Origin of the sequence: Kitasatospora sp. NPDC127067 (assembly GCF_042724755.1) — a bacterium.
GTDB classification, from domain to species: domain Bacteria; phylum Actinomycetota; class Actinomycetes; order Streptomycetales; family Streptomycetaceae; genus Kitasatospora; species Kitasatospora lactacystinica.
The window spans coordinates 23927-43350 of record NZ_JBHXEM010000059.1 but is presented as its reverse complement, the minus strand read 5'-3'; the positions used below and the strand labels follow the sequence as shown (position 1 = coordinate 43350).

The 19424-nt window shown below is 72.8% G+C and carries 15 protein-coding genes; 5 read left to right on the top strand and 10 right to left on the bottom strand.

All coding sequences use genetic code 11. The features are described from left to right. Nucleotides 1-116: 116 nt before the first annotated feature. Together ACFWJ4_RS23290 and ACFWJ4_RS23285 are read right to left on the bottom strand one after the other, a co-directional pair. Nucleotides 117-602, bottom strand: a complete 486-nt coding sequence (locus ACFWJ4_RS23290) for a ribose-5-phosphate isomerase (RefSeq protein ID WP_359914820.1) — start codon at nucleotides 600-602, stop codon at nucleotides 117-119. 117 nt (nucleotides 603-719) lie between these two features. Further along, nucleotides 720-1319 (bottom strand): biotin transporter BioY, encoded by a 600-nt coding sequence (locus ACFWJ4_RS23285; RefSeq protein WP_380546621.1) that lies wholly within the window; start codon nucleotides 1317-1319, stop codon nucleotides 720-722. Between the two features lie 266 nt (nucleotides 1320-1585). Between ACFWJ4_RS23285 and ACFWJ4_RS23280 the strand changes: the two genes are divergently transcribed. Continuing rightward, nucleotides 1586-3010: an amino acid permease gene (locus tag ACFWJ4_RS23280; protein ID WP_380546619.1), complete on the top strand. Its 1425-nt coding sequence runs from the start codon at nucleotides 1586-1588 to the stop codon at nucleotides 3008-3010. Nucleotides 3011-3088: 78 nt separating this feature from the next. Here the strand turns inward: ACFWJ4_RS23280 and ACFWJ4_RS23275 are convergent, their stop codons facing one another. Beyond that, complete coding sequence (locus ACFWJ4_RS23275) at nucleotides 3089-3721, bottom strand: DsbA family protein (RefSeq protein ID WP_380546617.1); 633 nt, start codon at nucleotides 3719-3721, stop codon at nucleotides 3089-3091. A 223-nt stretch (nucleotides 3722-3944) separates the two neighbouring features. Between ACFWJ4_RS23275 and pepN the strand changes: the two genes are divergently transcribed. Further along, nucleotides 3945-6539: an aminopeptidase N gene (pepN, locus tag ACFWJ4_RS23270; RefSeq protein WP_380546615.1), complete on the top strand. Its 2595-nt coding sequence runs from the start codon at nucleotides 3945-3947 to the stop codon at nucleotides 6537-6539. Between the two features lie 166 nt (nucleotides 6540-6705). Here the strand turns inward: pepN and ACFWJ4_RS23265 are convergent, their stop codons facing one another. The 4 genes from ACFWJ4_RS23265 to ACFWJ4_RS23250 all read right to left on the bottom strand — a co-directional run bounded on the left by ACFWJ4_RS23265 (nucleotide 6706) and on the right by ACFWJ4_RS23250 (nucleotide 12260). After that, nucleotides 6706-8013: a glycoside hydrolase family 18 protein gene (locus ACFWJ4_RS23265; RefSeq protein ID WP_380546613.1), complete on the bottom strand. Its 1308-nt coding sequence runs from the start codon at nucleotides 8011-8013 to the stop codon at nucleotides 6706-6708. 201 nt (nucleotides 8014-8214) lie between these two features. Continuing rightward, nucleotides 8215-10860, bottom strand: a complete 2646-nt coding sequence (gene acnA / locus ACFWJ4_RS23260; protein WP_380546611.1) for an aconitate hydratase AcnA — start codon at nucleotides 10858-10860, stop codon at nucleotides 8215-8217. A gap of 183 nt (nucleotides 10861-11043) precedes the next feature. Beyond that, complete coding sequence (locus tag ACFWJ4_RS23255) at nucleotides 11044-11199, bottom strand: hypothetical protein (protein ID WP_380546609.1); 156 nt, start codon at nucleotides 11197-11199, stop codon at nucleotides 11044-11046. After that, the gene (locus ACFWJ4_RS23250) at nucleotides 11196-12260 is read right to left on the bottom strand and encodes a hypothetical protein (protein WP_380546607.1); all 1065 of its coding nucleotides are present in this window, start codon (nucleotides 12258-12260) and stop codon (nucleotides 11196-11198) included. Before ACFWJ4_RS23250 ends, ACFWJ4_RS23255 begins: the two co-directional genes overlap by 4 nt. Before the next feature lie 30 nt (nucleotides 12261-12290). Between ACFWJ4_RS23250 and ACFWJ4_RS23245 the strand changes: the two genes are divergently transcribed. From ACFWJ4_RS23245 to ACFWJ4_RS23235, 3 genes are all read left to right on the top strand, one after another. Next, nucleotides 12291-12638 (top strand): hypothetical protein, encoded by a 348-nt coding sequence (locus ACFWJ4_RS23245; RefSeq protein ID WP_380546605.1) that lies wholly within the window; start codon nucleotides 12291-12293, stop codon nucleotides 12636-12638. A gap of 222 nt (nucleotides 12639-12860) precedes the next feature. After that, nucleotides 12861-13262 (top strand): type II toxin-antitoxin system VapC family toxin, encoded by a 402-nt coding sequence (locus ACFWJ4_RS23240; protein ID WP_380353518.1) that lies wholly within the window; start codon nucleotides 12861-12863, stop codon nucleotides 13260-13262. 82 nt (nucleotides 13263-13344) lie between these two features. Further along, nucleotides 13345-13878: a superoxide dismutase family protein gene (locus tag ACFWJ4_RS23235; protein ID WP_380546604.1), complete on the top strand. Its 534-nt coding sequence runs from the start codon at nucleotides 13345-13347 to the stop codon at nucleotides 13876-13878. Nucleotides 13879-13962: 84 nt separating this feature from the next. On the opposite strand, the gene argF is transcribed toward ACFWJ4_RS23235, so the two are convergent. The 3 genes from argF to ACFWJ4_RS23220 all read right to left on the bottom strand — a co-directional run bounded on the left by argF (nucleotide 13963) and on the right by ACFWJ4_RS23220 (nucleotide 19335). After that, nucleotides 13963-14964 (bottom strand): ornithine carbamoyltransferase, encoded by a 1002-nt coding sequence (gene argF / locus ACFWJ4_RS23230; protein WP_380546602.1) that lies wholly within the window; start codon nucleotides 14962-14964, stop codon nucleotides 13963-13965. A 124-nt stretch (nucleotides 14965-15088) separates the two neighbouring features. Next, a complete protein-coding gene (locus ACFWJ4_RS23225; RefSeq protein ID WP_380546600.1) occupies nucleotides 15089-17779 on the bottom strand; it encodes a polynucleotide kinase-phosphatase in 2691 nt (896 codons plus the stop codon). Next, complete coding sequence (locus tag ACFWJ4_RS23220; protein ID WP_380546598.1) at nucleotides 17776-19335, bottom strand: 3' terminal RNA ribose 2'-O-methyltransferase Hen1; 1560 nt, start codon at nucleotides 19333-19335, stop codon at nucleotides 17776-17778. The genes ACFWJ4_RS23225 and ACFWJ4_RS23220 overlap by 4 nt, the downstream gene beginning before the upstream one ends. Between the last annotated feature and the right edge of the window lie 89 nt (nucleotides 19336-19424).

Genomic DNA, 19424 nt, shown 5'->3' with positions numbered 1-19424 from the left:
GGGGCGGGGGGGGGGGGCCCGGGGCCCGGCCGGGGGGGGGGGGGGGGCCCCGAACCGGCCGCCGCCGGGCCCCGGGGGGGGGGCGGCCCGGCCGTCGGGGAGGGTGGGTGGCGGGATCAGCCCTGCGGGTGGTGGGCCGGGATCGGCGGGAGCTCGCCGGTGGTCTCGTACTCGCTCAGCATCTCGATCCGGCGGGTGTGCCGGGGCTCGCCGCTGTACGGGGTCTTGAGGAAGACCTCGACGAACTCGGTGGCCTCCTCCTGGGTGTGCATGCGGCCGCCGATGGAGATCACGTTGGCGTTGTTGTGCTGACGGCCGAGCTCGGCGGTCTGCACGCTCCAGGCCAGCGCGGCCCGGACGCCCTTGACCTTGTTGGCGGCGATCGCCTCGCCGTTGCCCGAGCCGCCGATCACGATGCCCAGGGCGTCCTCGTCGGCGGCGGTGCGCTCGGCGGCACGCAGGCAGAACGGCGGGTAGTCGTCCTCGGCGTCGTAGATGTGCGGCCCGCAGTCGACCGGCTCGTGGCCGGCCCCCTTGAGCCACTCCACGAGGTGGTTCTTCAGTTCGTATCCGGCATGGTCTGAGCCCAGGTACACGCGCATGCCATGAGTGTGGCATGCGCGTGCGCCCGGGCCCGACAACGGGGGCGCCGACCGGGTGGGGCGGCGGGGTGGGACGGCGGCGCGGGCCCGCCGGGCGACGCGGGCCGGCCGGGCGGATCAGCGCCGGCCGAGCAGCTTCCAGGCCAGCGGCAGGGCGCCGGCGGCGAAGGCGGCCTTGACGGCGTCGCCGACCAGGTACGGGTAGAGGCCGAGCTCGGCGGCGCGGGCGAGCGACACGTGCAGCGACAGGGCGAGGTACGGGACGCCGACCGCGTAGATGGCGAGGCTGCCGAGGACCATGGTGACGGCGGTGTTGACCGGAGTGCGGTCGGCGCCGCGGCGGGCCAGCGCGCCGGTCACGGCGGCGGCGAGGACGAAGCCGATCACGTAGCCGAAGGAGGCCGTCGCCCAGCCCGAGGTGCCCTCGGCGAACCAGGGCAGGCCCGCCATGCCCGCCAGCAGGTAGAGCACCATCGAGGCGACGCCGCGGCGGGCGCCGAGCGCGGTGCCGACCAGCAGGGCGGCGAAGGTCTGGCCGGTGACGGGCACCGGCGAGCCGGGGACGTTCACCGACAGCTGGGCGGCCAGGCCGGTCAGCGCGGCGCCGCCGGCCACCAGTGCCAGGTCGCGGGCCTGGGCGCCGAGGCGGGTGGAGGCGGCGGGCAGCAGGTCGGCGAGGACGGTGCGGCGCGGTATCGGGGTGGTGGCAGTGGCCATCGGGGCTCCTCCGTGAGAGTCCAGGTGAGTGAACACCTGTGAACCTACGCGGTGATCCACTGGGCGAACGGCACGGTTTCGGACAAACCCCCGCCCTCGGGCATTGTCGGAACCGGACCGGAACAACTCCTGGTCACAGCATGATCACAGTAGGTTTCGGCAGGGTCCGCATGGTGGGCCCGAATCGAACATTCTTGGCATGGACAGGGGTGCCGCCGGATATTGGACAGCTCATGTCGCATACCGCACAGTCTGGAACCACCCCTATGGCCCCCACTTCCGCCCCGACGGCGACCGGGACCCCCAACGGCACCCAGCCGGCCGCAGGCCCGGCGTCGGGTGGTCAGCAGCTCTCGCACGGCCTGAAGCAGCGCCACCTGTCCATGATCGCCCTCGGCGGCGTGATCGGCGCCGGCCTCTTCGTCGGCTCCGGCGCCGGCATCGCGGCCGCCGGCCCGGCGATCATCCTGGCGTTCGTGCTCTCCGGCCTCCTGGTCATGCTGATCATGAGAATGCTCGGCGAGATGTCCGCCGCCCGCCCCGCCTCCGGCTCGTTCTCGGTGCACGCCGAGAAGGAGATCGGCCCCTGGGCCGGGATCACGGCCGGCTGGATGTACTGGGTGATGCTCTGCTGCGGCGTCGCCGCCGAGGCCACCGCCGCCGGGAAGATCGTCAACGGCTGGATCCCCGGCGTCTCCGCCTGGGTCTGGGTCGGCCTGTTCATGGCCTTCTTCTGCGCCAGCAACCTCACCGCGGTGAAGAACTTCGGCGAGTTCGAGTTCTGGTTCGCCGCGATCAAGGTCGCCGCGATCATCGCCTTCCTGGTCCTCGGCGGGCTCGGCATCGCCGGGGTGATCGGCCCCGGCGCCCCCGGCACGGCGAACCTCACCGGCCAGGGCGGCTTCCTGCCCAACGGCGTCGACGGACTGATCATCGGCCTGCTCGCCTCGGTCTTCGCGTACGGCGGCCTGGAGACCGTCACCATCGCCGCCGCCGAGTCCGACGACCCCAAGAAGAACGTCGCCAACGCCGTGCGCACCGCGGTGTGGCGGATCGCGATCTTCTACATCGGCTCGATGGCCCTGGTGGTCACCCTGGTCTCCTGGAAGGACCCGAAGGTCGTCGCCGACGGCCCGTACGTCACCGTGCTGAGCCACCTCGGGGTGCCCGCCGCCGGAACGATCATGCAGGTGGTGGTGCTGGTCGCGCTGCTGTCCGCGATGAACGCCAACATCTACGGCGCCTCCCGGATGGCGTACTCGCTGGTCGGCCGCGGCCAGGGCCCCAAGGCGCTGGCCAAGGTCAGCGGCGGCGTGCCGCGCAGAGCCGTGCTGATCTCCTGCCTGTTCGGCTTCGGCGCCGTGCTGGCGGCCAAGTTCTGGCCGGACACCGTGTTCACCTGGCTGATGAACACCACCGGCGTGGCGATCCTGGTGGTCTGGCTGTTCATCTGCGTCGTCCAGCTGCGGATGCGCCGCCGGCTGGAGCGCGAGGCGCCCGAGCTGCTCACCGTGAAGATGTGGGGCTACCCGTACCTCACCTGGGTCGCGATGGCCGCCGTGGCCGCCATCCTCGCCCTGATGACCACCACCGAGGGCAACCGCGACCAGCTGTACGCGGCCGGCGTGCTGGTCGCGCTGCTCACCGTCGCCGGGCTGCTCAAGCAGCGCCGGGACGCCGCCCTGCGCTGACCTTCCCGTCAGCGAAGGCGAGGGCCCGGTACCGATCGGTACCGGGCCCTGCCGCGTTTCCGGGGAACTACGTACGGCTCACTCGAAGGACGGGCCGGCCGTGCGGGTGCGCTTGATCTCGTAGAAGCCCGGGGTGGAGGCCACCAGCAGGGTGCCGTCCCACAGCCGGGCCGCGGCCTCGCCCTTCGGGGCGGGGGTGACCACCGGGCCGAAGAAGGCCACCCGCTCGCCGTCCGCGCCCTCGACCGCGATCACCGGGGTGCCGACGTCCTCGCCGACCAGGGTGATGCCCTCCTTGTGCGAGGCGCGCAGGGCGTCGTCGTAGGCGTCCGTGCCGCCCGCGTCGGCCAGCTCCGCCGGCAGGCCCGCGGCCACCAGGGCGGCCTCGATGGTCTCCCGGTTCTGCGGCAGGCCCTGGTTGTGGAAGCGCACGCCCAGCTCGGTGTAGAGCCGGCCGAGCACCTGCGGCCCGTGCTGCTCCGCGGCGGCGATGCAGACCCGCACCGCGCTCCAGGCGTTGTCCAGCAGCTCCCGGTAGCTCTCCGGGAGGTCCCGGTGCTCGTTGAGCACCGACAGGCTCATCACGTGCCAGCGCACGTCGACCGGACGCAGCCGCTCGACCTCGACCATCCAGCGGGAGGTCATCCACGCCCACGGGCAGGCCGGGTCGAACCAGAAGTCGGCGGTCTTGCGCTCAGTGGCAGTCGTCACTGGTGGTGTCCTTCGTGAGGCGATCCTGGGCAGGGAGGAGTTCCACCCCCGGAACGCCAACACCCGCCCGGGGCCGCTGATTCCGGCGCGAACGCGGCGGCCTGTGCAATGGTACTGACGGCGAGCGGCGTGAAAGGATGACCCCGCGCGCGGGGTACACCCCGCGCGAGACCGCACCACCCACAGGCGCACCACCGTGCGAGCCGGACAAAGGAGTACCGCCGTGCCGGGCAAGAACCTCAGCCGCGACGAGGCGCAGCAGCGGGCCAGCATCCTGACCGTGGACGGCTACCGGGTCCGGCTGGACGTGACCTCGGCCCCTGACCGGGCGGCCGGCACCTTCCGCTCCACCACCACCGTCACCTTCCGCTGCTCCCAGCCCGGTGCCGGCACCTTCCTCGACCTGCTCGCCCCCGCCGTCCGCTCGGTCACCCTGAACGGCCGAGCCCTCGACCCGGCCACCGCCTACGACGGCGCCCGGGTGCACGTCGACGGCCTGGCCGCCGAGAACGTGCTGACCGTCGAGGCGGACTGCGCCTACAGCCGCACCGGCGAGGGCCTGCACCGCTTCGTCGACCCGGTGGACGGCGAGACCTACCTCTACACCCACTACGAGCCGGCCGACGCCCGCCGGGTGTTCGCGAACTTCGAGCAGCCCGACCTGAAGGCCCCGTTCACCTTCACCGTGACCGCCCCGGCCGCCTGGAACGTGTGGTCCAACGCCCCGCACGAGAAGGTCACCGAGCAGGACGGCACCGGGCAGGACGCCGCCGCACAGGACGGCGGCCGCACCTGGGAGTTCGCGCCGACCAAGCCGATCTCCACCTACCTCACCGCCGTCGTCGCCGGCCCGTACCACGTCGCCCGCGACCACTACCGCCGCGAGCTGGCCGACGGCACCGCGCTGGAGATCCCGCTCTCCGCGATGTGCCGCCAGTCGCTGGCCCCGTACTTCGACGCGGACGAGATCCTCGGCGTCACCAAGCTCGGACTCGACTTCTTCCACGAGGAGTTCGACTACCCGTACCCGTTCGGCAAGTACGACCAGGCCTTCGTTCCCGAGTACAACATCGGCGCGATGGAGAACCCCGGCTGCGTGACCTTCCGCGAGGAGTTCGTCTTCCGCTCGAAGGTCACCGACGCCGCGTACGAGGGCCGGGCCAACGTCATCCTGCACGAGATGGCGCACATGTGGTTCGGCGACCTGGTCACCATGCGCTGGTGGGACGACCTGTGGCTGAAGGAGTCCTTCGCCGACTTCATGGGCTCCTACGGCCTGATCGGCGCCCGCACCCGCTACTCCTCCGCCTGGGTCACCTTCGCCAACCAGCGCAAGGCCTGGGCCTACCGGCAGGACCAGTTCCCCACCACCCACCCGATCACCGCGGACATCCGGGACCTGGAGGACGCCAAGCTCAACTTCGACGGCATCACCTACGCCAAGGGCGCCTCCGTCCTCAAGCAGCTGGTGGCGTACGTCGGGTCCGAGGCCTTCTTCGAGGGCGCCCGCCGCTACTTCAAGCGCCACGCCTTCGGCAACACCGAGCTGGGCGACCTGCTGGAGGTGCTGGAGGAGACCAGCGGCCGCGACCTCAAGGCCTGGGCCGCCGCCTGGCTCCAGACCTCCGGGGTCAACTCGCTCACCCCGCAGGTCACCACCGACGCCGAGGGCCGGATCACCGAGCTGGCGGTGCTCCAGGACGGCGAGGTGCTGCGCCCCCACCGGATCGCGGTCGGCCTGTACGACCGGGACGCCGACGGCGCCCTGGTGCGCACCCGGCGGATCGAACTGGACGTCACCGGCGCCCGGACCGTCGTCGCCGAGGCCGCCGGCCTGCCCCGCCCGGCGCTGGTGCTGCTCAACGACGACGACCTGACCTACTGCAAGATCCGCTTCGACGAGGAGTCGCTGGAGAACCTGCGCGCCGGCCTCGGCGACATCCGCGACGAGCTGGCCCGGGCGCTGACCTGGTCCGCGGTCTGGAACCTCACCCGGGACGGCCTGATGCCGGCCCGCGACTACGTCGCCCTGGTGCTGCGGTTCGCCGGCCAGGAGGGCAACATCGGCGTGCTCCAGTCGCTGCACGCCCAGGCCAAGACCGCCGTCGACCTGTACGCGGACCCGGCCTGGCGCGGCGAGGGCGGCCGGCTGCTCGCCGACGGCGCCCTGCGCGAGCTGCGCGAAGCCGTCCCCGGCAGCGACCACCAGCTGGCCTGGGCCCGCTTCCTCGCCCAGACCGCGGGCGGCGCCGAGCACCTCGGCCTGGTCCGCGGCCTGCTGTCCGGCAGCGCCCGGATCGACGGTCTGGAGGTCGACCAGGACCTGCGCTGGTCGCTGTGGCTGGCGCTGGCCGCCTCCGGCCAGGCCTCCGACGAGGAGCTGGCCGCCGAACTCGCCGCCGACAACACCGCGAGCGGCAAGCGGCACCACACCCAGTGCCTGGCCGCCCGGCCCACCGCGGAGGCCAAGGCCGCCGCCTGGTCGGCCGTGATCGACTCGGACGAGCTGCCGAGCGCCCTGGTCGAGGCCAACACCGCGGGCTTCTCGATCCCCTCCCAGCGCGACCTGAGCGCCCTCTACGCGGCGCCGTACTTCAAGCTGCTGGAGCGGATCTGGGCCGACCGGACCATCGAGATCGCGATGCGGATCGTCGGCGGCTTCTTCCCGATCGCCCAGACCGACGAGCAGACCCTGGCCGAGGCCGACGCCTGGCTGGCCGGGCACCCGCAGGCCGCGCCCGCGCTGCGCCGTCTGGTGCTGGAGCGCCGGGACGACCTGGCCCGCGCGCTGCGGGCGCAGGCCTGCGACCGGGTCTGACGGGCCGCCCCCGGGCCTGACCGGCCGTACGGCCGCAACGGCCGTACGCCGAAAGGGCCTTCACCGCCACGGCCGGCTCGCCGGGACGGTTCGCGTCCGCGCGCGCAGCCGGCGTAGCGGGGGCCCGCCGCGGGTGCGTCCGCGGCGGGCCCTGGATGCGGGGCGGTCAGTCGCGGCGCAGACCGCGGTCCAGCGCGGCGATCGCGCTGCCCTGGGCGTCGTCGCCGTCCAGCGACCAGACCATCACCCCGGCCAGGTCGTTCCAGCGCGTGTACCGCGCCTTCTGGGTGAGCACCTCGGCCGTGTCGTAGCTGTAGAAGGTGGTGCCGTCGTACTTCCAGGACGCGCCGTGGTCACGGTCCAGGTAGACCTTGCCCGGCAGCGCGTTGATCTCCTGGTACGAGTGGTCGGGCGCGGCCGCGGTGGCGCTCTGGAAGAGGCCGCCGCGCTTGCCGGGGGCGACGCCGGTCCAGCCGTGGCCGTACAGCGGGGCACCGAGGACGAGCTGCTCGGAGGGCATCCCGCGCTCCTGGTAGTGCGTCACGGCGGTGTCGGCGCTGCGCCGGCGCGGGTCCGGGTCGGTCGGGTCGGAGTACAGGTTGGCCTGGTGGTTGGCCGGGCCCTTGCCCTCCCACGGACCGTGCAGGTCGTAGGTCATCACGTTCAGCCAGTCCATCGACTCGCTGAGCCGGGGCAGTTCCAGCCGGTCGGCGACGGTCTCGTTGGCGGCCACGGCGGCGGTCAGCAGGTAGTGCTTGCCCTTCCTGCCGCTCAGGGCGTCCAGCTGGTCGCGGAACTCCTGCATCAGCAGGGTGAAGTTGCGGCCGTCCTCGGGCCGGACCACGTTGCCCGCGTCCCCGCCGCCGCCCGGGTACTCCCAGTCGACGTCGATGCCGTCGAAGACGCCCGCGGCCGCGCCCTTGCCGCCCTCCGGGGAACCGGCCAGGACCGGCACGTCGCCCTTGAGGTAGAGGTCGATGCAGGAGGAGACGAACTTCTTGCGGGCCTCGGGGGTGGCGGCCGCGTCGGAGAAGTACTTGGACCAGCTCCAGCCGCCCAGCGAGACGACCGTGCGCAGTTGGGGGTTCTTCGCCTTGAGCTTGCGCAGCTGGTTGAAGTGGCCCTTCAGCTTCTGGCCCGGGGCGTCGGCCACGCCGTCCACCGACTCGGCCGCGGAGAAGGAGCGCTGGTAGTCGTTGTGGGCGTCACCCTGGCCGGCCTCGTTGCTCTCGAAGCAGGTGCCCTCGGCGGAGACGTTGCCGAAGGCGTAGTTGATGACGGTGAGCCTGGCCGCCTGGCCGGACTCCTGGACCCGCTTGGCGGAGCTGTCGGCGCCCCACTGGGTGAAGTAGCCGACCCGCTGGCCCTTCAGCTTCGGGCCGTGCCGTCCGTCGGCGGCGTTGGCGGTGGCGGGGGCGGCGAGCAGCGCGGCGACGGTGGCGGCGGCGAGCAGGGCTGAGGCGCGAGTGGGCATACCGGACCTGTTCTCTGAAGCGGCGTCAAATGGTCTGGACCAGATGAGAGAGAGGTTTAGTCCATCTGCCGTTCACCGCACAAGGGGGCGGGCCCGGTCGGTGCAGCATGCAAAAGAGGGGCCGGACCGCGATGTGCGGTCCGGCCCCTCCTCGGGCCGTGCGGGACTCGGCCGCCGTGCCCGATCAGTCGGTGAGCCCGATCAGCCGATGAGCGAGCGCAGCACGTACTGCAGGATGCCGCCGTTGCGGTAGTAGTCCGCCTCACCGGGGGTGTCGATGCGCACGACCGCGTCGAACTCGACGTCACCGGCCTTGACCTTGACGGTCTTCGGGGTGCGGCCCTCGTTGAGCTCGGTCACGCCGGTGAAGGAGAAGGTCTCCTCGCCGGTCAGGCCGAGGGACTCGGCGTTCTCGCCCTCCGGGAACTGCAGCGGCAGGACGCCCATGCCGATCAGGTTCGAGCGATGGATGCGCTCGTACGACTCGGCGATGACGGCCTTGACGCCCAGCAGCGCGGTGCCCTTGGCGGCCCAGTCGCGGGACGAGCCGGAGCCGTACTCCTTGCCGGCCAGGACGACCAGCGGGATGCCGGCGGCCTGGTAGTTCTGCGAGGCGTCGTAGATGAACGACACCGGCGCGTCGGCCTGGGTGAAGTCGCGGGTGTAGCCGCCCTCGGTGCCCGGCGCGATCTGGTTGCGCAGGCGGATGTTGGCGAAGGTGCCGCGGATCATCACCTCGTGGTTGCCACGACGGGAACCGTAGGAGTTGAAGTCGCGCTTCTCGACACCGTTGGCGGTCAGGTACTGCGCCGCCGGGGTGCCCGGCTTGATGTTGCCGGCCGGGGAGATGTGGTCGGTGGTGACCGAGTCGCCCAGCTTGGCCAGGACGCGGGCGCCGGCGATGTCGGTCACCGGGCTCGGGGTCTTGGCCATGCCCTCGAAGTACGGGGGCTTGCGGACGTAGGTGGACTCGGCGTCCCACTCGAAGGTGTTGCCGGTCGGGACCGGGAGCGACTGCCAGCGGTGGTCACCGGCGAAGACGTCCTGGTAGCCCTTGTCGAACATGGCCTCGTCGATGGAGCCGGCGACGGTGTCGGCGACCTCCTGCTCGGACGGCCAGATGTCGGCGAGGAACACGTCGTTGCCGTCGGCGTCCTGACCCAGGGCGTCCTTGGTGATGTCGATGTTCATGTTGCCGGCGAGGGCGTAGGCGACCACCAGCGGCGGGGAGGCCAGGTAGTTCATCTTGACGTCCGGGTTGATCCGGCCCTCGAAGTTGCGGTTGCCGGAGAGCACCGAGACGACCGCGAGGTCGGCCTCGTTGACGGCGGCCGAGACCTCCTCGGGCAGCGGGCCCGAGTTGCCGATGCAGGTGACGCAGCCGTAGCCGACCAGGTTGAAGCCCAGCTTCTCCATGTACGGGAGCAGGCCGGCCTTCTCGTAGTAGTCCATGACGACCTTGGAGCCGGGCGCCAGGGTGGTCTTGACCCAGGGCTTGACGCGCAGGCCCTTCTCCACGGCCTTCTTCGCCAGCAGGGCGGCGCCCAGCATGACGGAGGGGTTGGAGGTGTTGGTGCAGGAGGTGATCGAGGCGATCACGACCGCGCCGTTGTCGATCTCGTAGGACGAGCCGTCGGGGGCGGTGACGGCGGTCGGCTTCGAGGCCTCGGCGGAGTAGGTCGGCAGCGCCTCGGCGAACCGCTCGGCGGCCTCGGCCAGGATCACGCGGTCCTGCGGGCGCTTCGGGCCGGAGATCGACGGGACGACGGTGGAGACGTCCAGCTCCAGGTACTCGGAGTAGACCGGCTCGTGCGACGGGTTGTGCCAGAGACCCTGCTCCTTGGCGTACGCCTCGACCAGGGCGAGCTGCTGCTCGTCGCGGCCGGTGAGCTTCAGGTAGTTGATGGTCTCGGCGTCGATCGGGAAGATCGCGCAGGTCGAGCCGAACTCCGGCGACATGTTGCCGATGGTGGCGCGGTTGGCCAGCGGGATGGAGCCGATGCCGTCGCCGTAGAACTCGACGAACTTGCCGACCACACCGTGCTTGCGCAGCATCTCGGTGATGGTGAGCACCAGGTCGGTGGCGGTGGTGCCGGCCGGCAGCTCGCCGGTCAGCTTGAAGCCGACGACGCGCGGGATCAGCATGGAGACCGGCTGGCCGAGCATGGCGGCCTCGGCCTCGATGCCGCCGACGCCCCAACCCAGCACGCCCAGGCCGTTGACCATGGTGGTGTGCGAGTCGGTGCCGACGCAGGTGTCCGGGTAGGCCTGACCGCCGCGGACCATGACGGTGCGGGCCAGGTGCTCGATGTTCACCTGGTGGACGATGCCGGTGCCCGGCGGGACGACCTTGAACTCGTCGAAGGCGGTCTGGCCCCAGCGCAGGAACTGGTAGCGCTCCTTGTTGCGGCCGTACTCGATCTCGACGTTCTGGGTGAACGCGTCCTTGGTGCCGAACTTGTCGGCGATGACCGAGTGGTCGATGACCAGCTCGGCCGGGGCCAGCGGGTTGATCTTGGCCGGGTCGCCGCCCAGCTCCTTGACGGCCTCGCGCATGGTGGCGAGGTCGACCACGCACGGCACGCCGGTGAAGTCCTGCATGATCACGCGGGCCGGCGTGAACTGGATCTCCTGGCTCGGCTGGGCGTTCTCGTCCCAGGCGCCGAGGGCGCGGATGTGGTCGGCGGTGATGTTCGCGCCGTCCTCCGTGCGGAGCAGGTTCTCCAGCAGCACCTTGAGGCTGTACGGCAGCCGCTCGGAACCCTCGACGGCGGAGAGCTTGAAGATCTCGTACGACTCGTCGCCCACCTGCAGCGAGCTGCGGGCGTCGAAGCTGTTCGCGGACACGACTGACTCCTTCTGGGTGCTTCGTGCGATATCCGGCCGTCACGCGGTGGTAAGGTCACCCTTACTTAGGCTGACCTTGCCCGCATCGCCGGCGAGCGCCTCTCGGCAAGTATCTTGATGTCGAGATATATCGTAAAGGGCAGTTATCTCGATGTCGAGATAAACCATAGTGCATGCCGTGGCTCACCGGTCGTCCGGGCCGCGCCGCTTGCGCTCCAGCCTGATCAGCCACACCGCACCCGCCAGGACAGCCGCCGCCACCAGCAGCACCACCACAAGCTCACCACCGGAACCGCCGGTCGGCGAGGGGGCGATGTCGGCCAGCCGGATCGTCGTCACTCTTCCTCCTCCGTTCGCCCCCGGTTCACTCCCGGGCCCAGAACCAGCATCAGCAGCACCGGGAACTCCAGATAGGCGTGGTAACTCGCCAACGCGGCGTACACCGACCGGCCCCGGGCGTAATCCACGGCGAACAACAGGGCCAGCAGCAGCCCCAGGACCGCGCCCAGCCCCCAGGCCCGCACCCCGAGCAGCCCCGGAACCCGGGCGTCGAAGCGCTCCGCCGCCTCCGGCGCGTACCGCGGCAGGAACCACACCCAGACCACGTAGTGCATCGACTGGAGGAAGGCGAACACCGCCAGGAAGCGCAGCCCCGCCTGCGGCGTCAGCAGGGCCGGCGGGGTGTACGCCGCCGCCAGCCGGTCCGTCCAGCCACCGGGGCGCTGGGACAGCAGCCCGTCCAGCAGACCGCTCAACAACAGGGCCGGCACCAGCAGCACCCAGGCCGACTGCAACGCCAGGAACGCCGCACGGCCCCGCGCCAGCCGGCGCGACCACTCGGCCAGGAACAGCAGCGGCACCACGTTGTGCAGATGGGCCAGCACCACGAAGTGGTACGCGGGAAACGCCAGCGAGGCCGCGCCGGCCGCCCCCAGCAGCACCACGCCCGCGAGCAGCAGCCGGGGACGGCCGCGCAGCCCGTACCGGCAGGCCGCCGCCAGCAGGCCGTACGCGAGCAGGATCTCCGCCGACTGGGCGGCCCGCGAAGGCGGCAACAGACGGCACAGCACGATGCCGGTCACCAGCGCCAGCAGCAGCCGCAGCAGCGGGCCGGTCAGCACGACGGCGAAGCGGCCGGCCACGTAGCGCAGCTCCAGCACGTTGTGCAGCAGGCCGAAGACGGCCAGGCCCAGCACCGCCAGGCCGGTCGGCGCCCGCAGCGCCAGCGCCAGGGCGAGGACGGCCGACAGGGCGAAGCCCGCGAACGGCGCGACGCCGGGCCGGGCGGCCGGGCCTGGCGCGGGCCAGGCGGCTCCCCCGGCTCCTGCGGTTCCCGCGGTTCCGGGGGCGCTGGGGGCGCCGGTGGCGCCGGTGGTCGCGCCCGCGCTCGTGGTCGCCATGCTCCCCCTCTCCGTGGCACGATCCCCGCCGTGCGCTACCCGGTGGCCCTCGCCCTCACCCTGCTGACCGAGACGCCCGTCTACACGGCCGCCCTCGTCCGCGTGGGGCGGGTCCGACCCGGGCGGGCGGCCGCGGCCGCCGTCCTGGTCAACCTGGTGACGCACCCGCTGCTCTGGTGGACCCTCCGGCACTGGACCGACGGGCCGGCGGCAGCGTACTGGACGGGCTTCACGCTCGGCGAGGCCGCGGTCTGCGCCGTCGAGGCGCTGCTGCTGGGCCCGCTCGCCGGGCTCCGCCCGCGCGACCCGCTGCCCTGGCTCGCCGCCGGCACCGCCAACGCCGCCTCACTGCTGGCCGGACTGCTGATCCTGTCCTGACCGCCGCCCCGCCCCCGCCCCGCCCCCGCCCGTGACGCGGCTTCCGGGCCCCGACGGCCGGCCGTGCGGGGCGGGCGCGGCAGGCGGGGCAGGCGGGGCAAGCGGGGCGCCCACCTCGTCACGGGGCGCGAGGGGACGGCAGGGATCCGCGGGACGCGCCCGCGGGCCGCCCCGGTACCGTGGCCGGTGACTCGACGTGCGGAAACGGGCAGGGGCCGACAGATGATCGTGGTGGACGCATCCGCGCTGGTACTGGCGCTCGCCGACCAGGGCCCGCGCGGGATCCGGGCCCGCGCGGAACTCGCCTCCGGCGGCGAATGGGTGGCGCCCGAGCACATCGTCATCGAGGTGATGCAGTCGCTGCGCGGGCTCTACCTGGCCAAGGAACTGACCGCCGAGCGGGTCGCCGAACTCACCGGAGAACTCGCGGCGGTGACGATCCGCAAGGTCGAGGTGGCGCCGCTGCTCGGCCGGATCTGGGAGCTCAAGGACAACCTCACCCCGGACGACGCCGCGTACGTCGCGGTCGCCGAGCGGTACGGGGTGCCGCTGGTCACCGCCGACCTGCGGCTGATGCGGGCCAGCGGGCCGCGCTGCGAGATCCGGGGGATCCGGCGCGACTGAGCCGCCACGGGCCGGGTGTCCTCGGAGCCCCGGCCGCGTTAGCAGGGCGACCCCCGCCCCGCCCGTGGAAGGCCCCGTCCCGATGACCGCTCCGCTCGCCGCCGCCCTGCTGCCACTGGCCCTGCTCGTCCCCGCCACCTCGCCGGTCTCCGTCGTCGACGCCGACTTCGACCCGGCCACCGCCTTCGTCCCGCCGGCCGCCATCAGCTACGCGAGCGACCTGGTGCCGTACGGCTCGCACGTTCGGATCGTCACCGACCGCTCGGTGCCCGGGCGGACGGTACTCACCCTGACGGCCTCCGGGCTCGCCCCCGACCACGAGTTCCCGGTGCACCTGCACACCGGCGGCTGCGGGGCCGACCCGGCCTCCTCCGGGCCGCACTACCAGGACGAGGTCGACCCGGTGCAGCCGTCCAGCGACCCGGTGTACGCCAACGAGCGCAACGAACTGCGGTTGGTGCTGCGCACCGACGGGCGGGGCGGGGGCAGCGCCACCACCGCGGTGGCCTGGCAGCCGCGGCCGGGCGAGGCCCGCTCGCTGGTGCTGCACGCGGGCACCCCGGCCGGCCCGCACGCGGCGGGCGACCGGGTGGCCTGCGTCAAGCTGGACGGCTGAGGCCGGGCGCCGAGCCGGCCCCGGCCCGGCGGCCTCCGCGGCCTCCGGGCCGGCCAGGGCCGGGTCGGGGCCGGTTAAGGCCGGTCAGGAGCCGAGGGTGGCGACCAGCACCGCCTTGATGGTGTGCAGCCGGTTCTCGGCCTGGTCGAACACGATGGAGTGCGCCGACTCGAACAGCTCGTCGGTGCACTCCAGCTCGGTCATGCCGGTCGCCTCGTGCATCTGCCGCCCGACCACCGTGCCGAGGTCGTGGAAGGCGGGCAGGCAGTGCAGGAACTTCACGTCCGGGTTGCCGGTGGCCCGGACGGTGTCCATGGAGACCTGGTACGGCTTGAGCAGCTCGATCCGCTCGGCCCAGACCTCCTTGGGCTCGCCCATCGAGACCCAGACGTCGGTGTAGAGGAAGTCGGCGCCGGCCACGCCCTCGGCCACGTCCTCGGTCAGGGTGATCCGGGCGCCGGTCGTCCCGGCCAGGGTCTGTGCCGACTTCTGCACCTCCTCGGTGGGCCAGAGCGCGCGCGGGGCGACGATCCGGATGTCCATGCCGAGCAGGGCGCCGGTGACCAGCAGCGAGTTGCCCATGTTGGAGCGGGCGTCGCCGAGGTAGGCGAGGGCGACCTCGGACAGCGGCTTGGCGGTGTGCTCGGTGACGGTGAGCACGTCGGCCAGCATCTGGGTGGGGTGCCACTCGTCGGTCAGGCCGTTCCAGACCGGGACGCCGGCGTACTCGGCCAGCTCCTCGACGACCTCCTGGCCGTGGCCGCGGTACTCGATGCCGTCGAACATCCGGCCGAGCACCCGGGCGGTGTCCTTGATGGACTCCTTGTGGCCGATCTGCGAGCCCGCGGGGTCCAGGTAGGTGGTGGTGGCGCCCTGGTCATGGGCGGCGACCTCGAAGGCGCAGCGGGTGCGGGTGGAGGTCTTCTCGAAGATCAGCGCGATGTTCTTGCCGCGCAGCCGGGGCTGCTCGGTGCCCGCGTACTTCGCCGCCTTGAGCGTGGCGGCGAGGTCCACCAGGAAGCGGAACTCCTGGGGCGTGAAGTCGAGCTCCTTGAGGAAGTGCCTGTTCCGGAGGTTGAAGGCCATGCCGGGCTCCTGGGGTGACGGGACTACGGGAAAGCAGCAAGTCTATACGATGCCCGGAATTTCTATACAGAGACGGGCCGGAGGAGGGGAGCCCACGGGGAGCTCCCCTCCTGCGGCACCGCCCTCACAGCCGCGGGTCGACCGGCTCCGACTCCAGTGCGAGCACCGCGAAGACCGGCTCGTGCACCCGCCACAGCGGCTCCCCCGCCGCCAGCCGGTCCAGCGCCTCCAGGCCCAGCGCGTACTCGCGCAGCGCCAGCGAGCGCTTGTGGCCCAGCGCGCGCAGGCGCAGCCGGTCGAGGTGCTCGGTGTAGTCCGGACCGTAGATGATCCGCAGGTACTCCCGGCCGCGCACCTTCACGCCGGGCTGCACCAGGCCGCCCGGCCGGCCCTCTCCGCGCGCGGTGCGCACCAGCGAGGCCAGCGGCTTGACCACCATGCCCTCACCGCCCGCCGCGGTCAGCTCCTCCCACCAGGCCGTGGCGGCGGCCGTCGAGGCCTCGTCCTCGGTGTCCACCAGGATCCGGCGGGTGCGGTGCAGCACCGGCTCCTTCCGGGGCTCCGGGCGCTCCTGGTGCTCCGTGCCGTCGGCGGAGTCGGGCGCGTCAGGCCCGTCGGACGCGTCGGCGGCCACCAGGCGGTCGATCCAGGCCAGGTGCTCGTCGTGCGGGCGCACCGCGAGGTTCGCCCCCTCGGCCGCGAGCAACTGGAACGGCGCGAGCCGGATGCCCGACAGGCCCTCGGTCGGCCAGCAGTAGCGCCGGTACGCCTCGGTGAACGCCCGCGCGTCGGCCGCGCGCTGCCGCTGGCGGGCGGTCAGGCCGGCCAGGTCCAGGCCGCGCCCGGCCGCCCGCTCCAGCGCGGACAGCACCTCCGGCAGGGCGGCGCCCGCCGCCGCGCCGACCGCCGCGTACTGGCGGCGCAGCAGCTCCACCGCCTTCAGCGACCAGGGCATCAGCTCGGCGTCCAGCAGCAGCCAGTCGGTGGCCAGCTCCTCGAACAGCCCGGAACGCTCGGCGGCCGCGCGGACCCGGTCGAGCACGGCGCCGGTCAACTCCTCGTCGGCGAGGAAGGCACGGCCGGTCCGGGTCCAGATCGCGCCGGGGCCGGCCACGCCGAAGCGGCGCTCCAGCGCGGCCCCGTCCCTGGCGACCAGCAGCACCGCGCGCGAGCCCATGTGCTTCTCCTCGCAGACCAGGTGCCGCACGCCGTCCGCCCGGTAGCCGAGGAAGGCCTCCTCCGGGTGCTCCAGGTAGCCCTCCCGACGGGAGGTGGCGCTCGGCGCCATCGTCGGCGGCAGGTAGGCGAGCAGCCGCGGGTCCAGCGCGAAGCGGCTCATCACCTCCAGTGCGGCGGCCGCGTTCTCCTCCCGCACGGCCACCCGCCCGTGCAGCCCGGTCTCGACGGTCCGGCGCCCGGCCACGTCGGCGAGGTCCAGCGGACGGCCCTCGCGGGCGCCCGGCGCGTCGGTGATCAGCGGGCGGACCGGGGCGTACCACTCGCGCTCGGCCTCGACGCTCACCAGCTCGCGTTCCGGGTAGCGCAGCGCGGTCAGACTGCCGCCGAAGACGCAGCCGGTGTCCAGGCAGACGGTGTTGTTGACGAAGCTCGCCGACGGCACCGGGGTGTGGCCGTAGACCACCAGCGCCCGGCCCCGGTACTCCTCCGCCCACGGGTAGCGCACCGGCAGGCCGTACTCGTCGGTCTCGCCGGTGGTCTCCCCGTACAGCGCGTGCGAGCGGACCCGGCCGGAGTTGCGGCCGTGGTACCTCTCCGGCAGGCCGGCGTGGCAGACCACCAGGGCGCCGCCGTCCAGCAGGTAGTGGCTGACCAGACCACGCATGAACGCGCGGGCCTCGGCCCGGAACTCCTCGCTCTCCCCGGCCAGCTGGTCCAGCGACTCCTGGAGGCCGTAGGCGACGTTGACCTTCTTGCCGTCCAGCGCCCGGCCGAGCTTGTTCTCGTGGTTGCCCGGCACGCAGAGCGCGTGGCCGGCCGCCACCATGCCCATCACCAGGCGCAGCACGCCCGGGGTGTCCGGGCCGCGGTCGACCAGGTCGCCGACGAAGACGGCGGTGCGGCCCGCGGGGTGCGCGGCGTCCACCGGGCGGCCCTCGGCGTCCCGGGTGAGGGTGTAGCCGAGCCTGGTCAGCAGGGTCTCCAGCTCGGAGCGGCAGCCGTGGATGTCGCCGACGATGTCGAACGGGCCGGTGAGGTGGCGCAGGTCGTTGTAGCGCTTCTCCAGCTCGACCCCGGCCGCCGCCACCTCGGCCTCGCCACGCAGGACGTGCACCTTTCGGAAGCCCTCGCGCTCCAGGCCCCGGAGGGAACGGCGCAGCTCGCGGTGCTGGCGGGGGATCACGTGGGCCGGCAGCCGACGGTCCGGGCGGGAGCGGTTGCGCTCGGCGCACACCCCCGGCGGGACGTCCAGGACGATCGCGATCGGCAGCACGTCGTGCTCGCGGGCGATCGCGACCAGCTGACGGCGGGCCTCGGGCTGGACGTTGGTGGCGTCCACGACGGTCAGCCGGCCGGCCGCCAGTCGCTTGCCGACGATGTAGTGCAGGACGTCGAAGGCCTCGGCGGAGGCGGACTGGTCGTTCTCGTCGTCGGCGACCAGGCCCCGGCAGAAGTCGGAGGAGATCACCTGGGTGGGCAGGAAGTGGCGACGGGCGAAGGTGGACTTGCCCGCGCCGCTGGTGCCGATCAGGACGACGAGGGAGACGTCGGTGACGGGGAGGCGGCGGGGGGTGGTGCTCTCCGCGCGGTCCTGGCCCTGGTCGTCGCCAGGGGTGTCGGTCGTGTCATCGGTCATCGGGGCTCGCCTCCTTCGGGCGTCGTGGTCATGGTGAACAGGGCCAGCTGGGTCGGGGCGCCGACCTCCTCGTCCTCCGGGCCGACCGGGCGCAGCTCCACGGTGTAGCCGTACGCGGCGGCGACCTTCCCGGCCCAGGCGCGGAACTCGGCCCGGGACCACTCGAAGCGGTGGTCGGCGTGCCGGACGGCGCCCGCCGGCAGGCTCTCCCAGCGGACGTTGTACTCGGCGTTCGGCGTGGTGACCACGACCGTCCTCGGCCGGGCGGCGCCGAACACTGCGTACTCCAGCGCGGGCAGCCGCGGCAGGTCCAGGTGCTCGATCACCTCGCACAGCACCGCCGCGTCGAAGCCCTTGAGCCGGGCGTCGGTGTAGGTGAGCGCTCCCTGTGCCAGCGACACCCGGGCCGCCTGACGCTCCGGCAACCGCTCCAGGCCCAGCTTACGACTCGCCGCCCGCAGCGCCCGGACGGAGACGTCCACGCCGAGGATCCCGGTGAACCGGGGGTCCTTGAGCAGCTCGCCGATCAACTCGCCCTGGCCGCAACCGAGATCGGCGACACGGGCGGCACCGCTCTCACGCAGCGCGGTAAGGATCGCGGCGCGGCGCCGCTCGGCGAGGGAGGGCTGCCGGGGCTCCGGCTGCTCCCCGGCCTCCTTCTCAGGCCCGACCTCCTCCTCGGGCCCGACCTCCTCCTCGGGCCGGACCTCCTCCTCGGGCCGGTCGTCGACCGCGTTGTCGATCTCCTCGACCTCGCGGTCGTCGGCCTCCGCCAGCCGGGCCAGCTCCAGGCGCTCCATCGCGGCCCGGGTCAGCGACCAGCGCCGGGCCAGGTAGCGGCGGGTGATCAGGGCGCGCTCCGGGTGGGCCGCCAGCCAGCCCTGGCCGGCGGCGAGCAGCTTGTCCACCTCGTCCGGGGCGACCCAGTAGTGCTTGGCACCGTCCAGCACCGGCAGCAGCACGTACAGCTGCTGGAGCGCGTCGGCGAGCCGTACCGTTCCGGAGGAGAGCGCGATCCGCACGTAGCGGGACTCGCCCCACTCGGGGAACGACTCGTCCAGCGGGATCGCCGTCGCCTCGACCTGCCAGCCCAGCGGTTCGAACAGCCGGACCACCAGGGCCGGGCCGCCGCCGTCACCCGCGCCGTTGGCGGGCACGGCGGGCAGGTCGATGCGCAGCGGACGGGCCCGCCCGGGCAGTTCGGGCCGGGCCGGGCAGGCGCCCTTCATCGCGGACCGGAACACCGTCCGCAGCGCCACCGCGAGCAGCGAGGACGCCGCGTACGGGCGGTCGTTGACGTACTGGGAGAGCGCGAAGTCGGGCGAGCCGCCGCGCCCCCTGCCGTCGCCCCGGCCCTTGCGGACCAGTGCGATCGGGTCGATGTCCAGCAGCAGCGCCGCGGTGCAGACCTCGTCCGCCGCCTCGGGGTAGAAGACGTGGGCCTCTCCGTGCGACGTGGTGAACCGCTGGACCTTGTCGGGGTGCTTGTGCAGCAGGAACCCGAGGTCCGCGGCCGGGTCCTCGGCGCTGCCGGTGGTGGAGATCGACATGAACACCCGCTGAAGTATTGCCCAGCGCCGAGGCGGCGAGCACCGGGTTTTCCCGCCCCGCGGACCGCCGACCAGCAGGTCCGACGGGCGTGTCC